The 3,334-nt window shown below is 67.8% G+C and carries 4 protein-coding genes; 2 read left to right on the top strand and 2 right to left on the bottom strand.

Going from position 1 to position 3,334, the window contains the following annotated elements; translation table 11 throughout:
• The coding region (locus tag ONA70_RS35475; RefSeq protein WP_319959633.1) for a glycogen debranching N-terminal domain-containing protein at nucleotides 1–682 on the bottom strand (682 nt) is incomplete at its 3' end.
• Entirely contained in the window at nucleotides 679–1,056 is a 378-nt protein-coding gene (locus ONA70_RS35470; RefSeq protein ID WP_265010846.1) for an SCP2 sterol-binding domain-containing protein, read from the bottom strand. The genes ONA70_RS35470 and ONA70_RS35475, both read right to left, overlap by 4 nt.
• 192 nt (nucleotides 1,057–1,248) lie before the next feature.
• Between ONA70_RS35470 and ONA70_RS35465 the strand changes: the two genes are divergently transcribed.
• Both ONA70_RS35465 and ONA70_RS35460 read left to right on the top strand, forming a co-directional pair.
• Nucleotides 1,249–1,626: an SCP2 sterol-binding domain-containing protein gene (locus ONA70_RS35465; RefSeq protein ID WP_265010845.1), complete on the top strand. Its 378-nt coding sequence runs from the start codon at nucleotides 1,249–1,251 to the stop codon at nucleotides 1,624–1,626.
• Nucleotides 1,623–3,334, top strand: a 1,712-nt coding sequence (locus ONA70_RS35460) for an amylo-alpha-1,6-glucosidase (protein ID WP_265010844.1), incomplete at its 3' end; no start/stop codon positions are given. The genes ONA70_RS35465 and ONA70_RS35460, both read left to right, overlap by 4 nt.

The raw sequence follows: 3,334 nt of genomic DNA, 5'->3' as shown, positions 1-3,334 counted from the left end.
CCTCCGCGAGCCAGTCGTCCAGATCCTGCCTCAGCTGCCGTCTGACCCGGCCTGGTCTGCCTTGCAGGCTCTCGCGAAGGTCGCGCCCGTCCAGGCCCAGTGCCTGTACGCGCAGTTCGGTGATCCACTGACCGTGGGGTCCGAGCCGTACGTGGTACGTCAGGCCGTGCTCGTCGACCCGGCCCGCGACGGTGGACGAGACCAGGGTCTCCCGGCGAAACGTCTCCCGTTGATAGCCGAGGCGCAGGCACCCACCGTCGGTCTGGGTGTAGTACCTCCCGCTCTTGTTCCGCACGTCCTTGATTTCGAAAAGGTCGGCGAAGTCGCTCTCGACGTCGATCCGGACCCGCAGCTCGACCGGCTCGGGTTCGTGATTGATCAGCGTCAGCCGCTCGGTGAAGCTGCCGCCGATGGATCGGTCCCGGATGGCCGACACGTTGACGTCGACAAGCGGAGTGGGCAGGGCCGGGACGACCACGAAGCGGTTCTGGAAGTACTCGACCTCCTCGATCGTGAGCGCGTTGACCCGTTGACCGTTGATGGACAGGATCCACTTCGACAGGAATCGGGTGTCGAACGAGAAGAGACCGGTCGGGATGGCGGGTGAGGCATCGATGTCACCGCTCTCCTTGCTGACCACGAACGTGTTGCCGTCCAGCAGTCGGACAAGACCGTCACTCATGCCGCACGTCTCCGCTCACGGGCGAAATCCCGAGGGCGATGGGCTCCGGCCGGCCCCGGCATGACCCGCTGGAAAAGACGGGCCAGCCGGACGTCACCTTCGGTGCGGAGTTCGTTGCGCACCCACGCCGAGTAGATCTGCGACTTGCCGCCGACGATCCTGTCGAAGGTCACTCGGCGGCCGTGGACGAGGCAGTCGGCCTCGCCCCCGTTTCGCGACACGCGGACGTCGCCCCGCTCGATCACCACCAACCAGCGGTCGACGCCCTGCTCGTGCGTGAGGTCGAACCGTATCGTCCCGGTGGCCTCTGCCAAGAGGGCTTCGTGCCCGCGGCGGCCGAGCGCTTCAAAGAAGCTCGTGGTGGGATCCGACATGAGCCTCCCCTCCGATGGTCCCGAGAGCTCACCCTGACCGGAAGTGGGGTGCCTCCGCATCACCCGGTTCGGGTGAATTCCCACGTTGCCCGCGGCCGCCGTCCAGATTCACCCGTTCCGGGTGAGGCCGGCACACCCTGAACCGAGTGACGCTGCCTCTCGATCCAGCGGATTTTCCACGGGGGTGGTGCCATGTCGGACGCGACCAGGAAGTTCTTCGACGCGCTCGAACGCCACGGCCACGAACGCCTACTGAAGAAGACGAACGGCACCATACGCTTCGACCTCGAGCGCGACCACGAGGTCGACCACTGGTTCGTGGAGATCCGCGCCGGCGCCGTCCGGGTGTCCCAGCAGAACAGCGCCGCCGACACGGTCGTCCGCTCCGACAACGCCTTCTTCGACCGGATGGCACGCGGCGAAGCCAAACCGCTCCCGGCGTGGCTGCGCAACGACATCATGTTCGAAGGGCAGTTCCGGCTCATCATCCTGCTGGAGCGGCTCTTCGCGCCGCCGCCCGGCGCGCGTCACCCGCGGCTCGCCGCCTGGGACCGCCGGAGGCAGGGATGAAAAGCGACCTCGTCCGAATCCTGGACGGCAACATCTTCGTGTTGAGCGGCGGCAGCGGCGACATAGAGACCCAGCCCAGCGGCCCGTGCGGGTTCTTCTCCTTCGACACCCGCTTCCTCTCGCTGTGGCGGCTGACCATCAACGGCGAACGGGTGAGCGCGCTGGCGGTGGACGACCCGTCGTACTTCGAGGTGCGGTTCTTCCTGGTGCCGGGGGCTCCGACGCACTACGTGGACGCCAAGGTGTCGGTGATCCGGGAACGGTCGGTGGCCGGCAGCTTCGAGGAGCGATTGACGGTGCTCAACCATTCCGGGGAACCGGCCGAGTTCACCGTCCGTCTGGACGCGGACGGCGACTTCACCCCGCTGGCCGTGGTCCTCGGACAGGAACATACGCGAGCCGGCCGGCTTTACCGGTACGTCGAGGACGGGTGCCTGCACATCGGCTACGTGCGGGAGAAGTTCCGGCGGGAGACGGTGATCTCCACGACTGAACCGGCACACGTCGACGAGCAAGGGCTGACCTACCACATCCGGATCGAACCCCACGGGCGGTGGACCACCACACTGCATGTCCGGGGGCTGGTGCTACGCCCCGACGGTCAGGACATTCGCGACCACGTGTATCCCGGCCCTATTCGGCGCGACCCGGTGCGGCTCCACGACGACCTGCGGCGGTGGCTCGGCAAGGCTCCGCGGCTGAGCTGCGACTGGAAGCTGGTGGAGCGGGCCTACGAGCGTAGCCTGGTCGATCTTGCCGCGCTCCGGTTCTCGCCGCTGACGCTACCGTCCGAGCCGTTGCCCGCAGCCGGCCTGCCGTGGGCCGCTACCCTCACCGGCCGCGACCCCATCATCACCAGCCTGCAGGCGCTGCCGTTCACGCCGGAGCTGGCCGTCCACACCCTGCGGATGCTCGGCACCGACCAGGGCACCGTACTCGACGACGAACTCGACGAGGAGCCGGGCAAGATCCTGCGCGAGTTCCGCTACGGCGAGCTGGTCGCTTTCGAGGAGTGCCCGCAGGCGCCGTACTACGGGGCCGCCGACACCACCCCGCTGTACGTGATCCTGCTCGACGAGTACGAGCGGTGGACCGGCGACGCCGCCACGGTGCGCGAGTTCGAGGACGAGGCGCGCGCGGCCCTGCACTGGATCGACGAGTACGGCGACCTCATGGGCGACGGCTACATCTGGTACCAGCGCCGCAACGAGCGCAACGGCCTGGAGAACCAGTGCTGGAAGGATTCCCCGGACTCGATCTCGTTTCGGGACGGGCGGCTGGCCAGCCTGCCCCGGGCGACCTGCGAGCTGCAGGGCTACGCCTACGACGCCAAGATCCGCGGCGCCCGGCTGGCCCGCCAGTTCTGGCACGACCCCGCCTACGCCGACCGGCTGGAACGCGAAGCCGCCGACCTCAAGGAACGCTTCAACCGCGACTTCTGGATCCCCGACGGGGAGTACTACGCCCTCGCCCTCGACGGCGACGGCCGCCAGGTTGACGCACTCTCCTCCAACATCGGCCACCTGCTGTGGAGCGGCATCGTCGACGAATCCCGGGCACCGAAGATCGCCGAACACCTACTCAGCCCCCACCTCTTCTCCGGCTGGGGCGTACGGACCCTCGCCACCGGCCAAGGCCGCTACAACCCGCTCGGCTACCACGTCGGCACCGTCTGGCCGTTCGACAACTCGTTCATCGCCTGGGGACT

Source organism: Micromonospora yasonensis, from assembly GCF_026013475.1.
Lineage (GTDB): Bacteria > Actinomycetota > Actinomycetes > Mycobacteriales > Micromonosporaceae > Micromonospora > Micromonospora yasonensis.
Note: the sequence above shows the minus strand (reverse complement) of the source record. Positions and strands in the feature narration are given on the sequence as shown.

Excerpts from the sequence above, each read along its gene's own strand:
- ONA70_RS35465 (WP_265010845.1), top strand. The coding sequence starts at position 1,249 with ATGTCGGACGCGACCAGGAAGTTCTTCGACGCGCTCGAACGCCACGGC.
- ONA70_RS35470 (WP_265010846.1), bottom strand. The coding sequence starts at position 1,056 with ATGTCGGATCCCACCACGAGCTTCTTTGAAGCGCTCGGCCGCCGCGGG.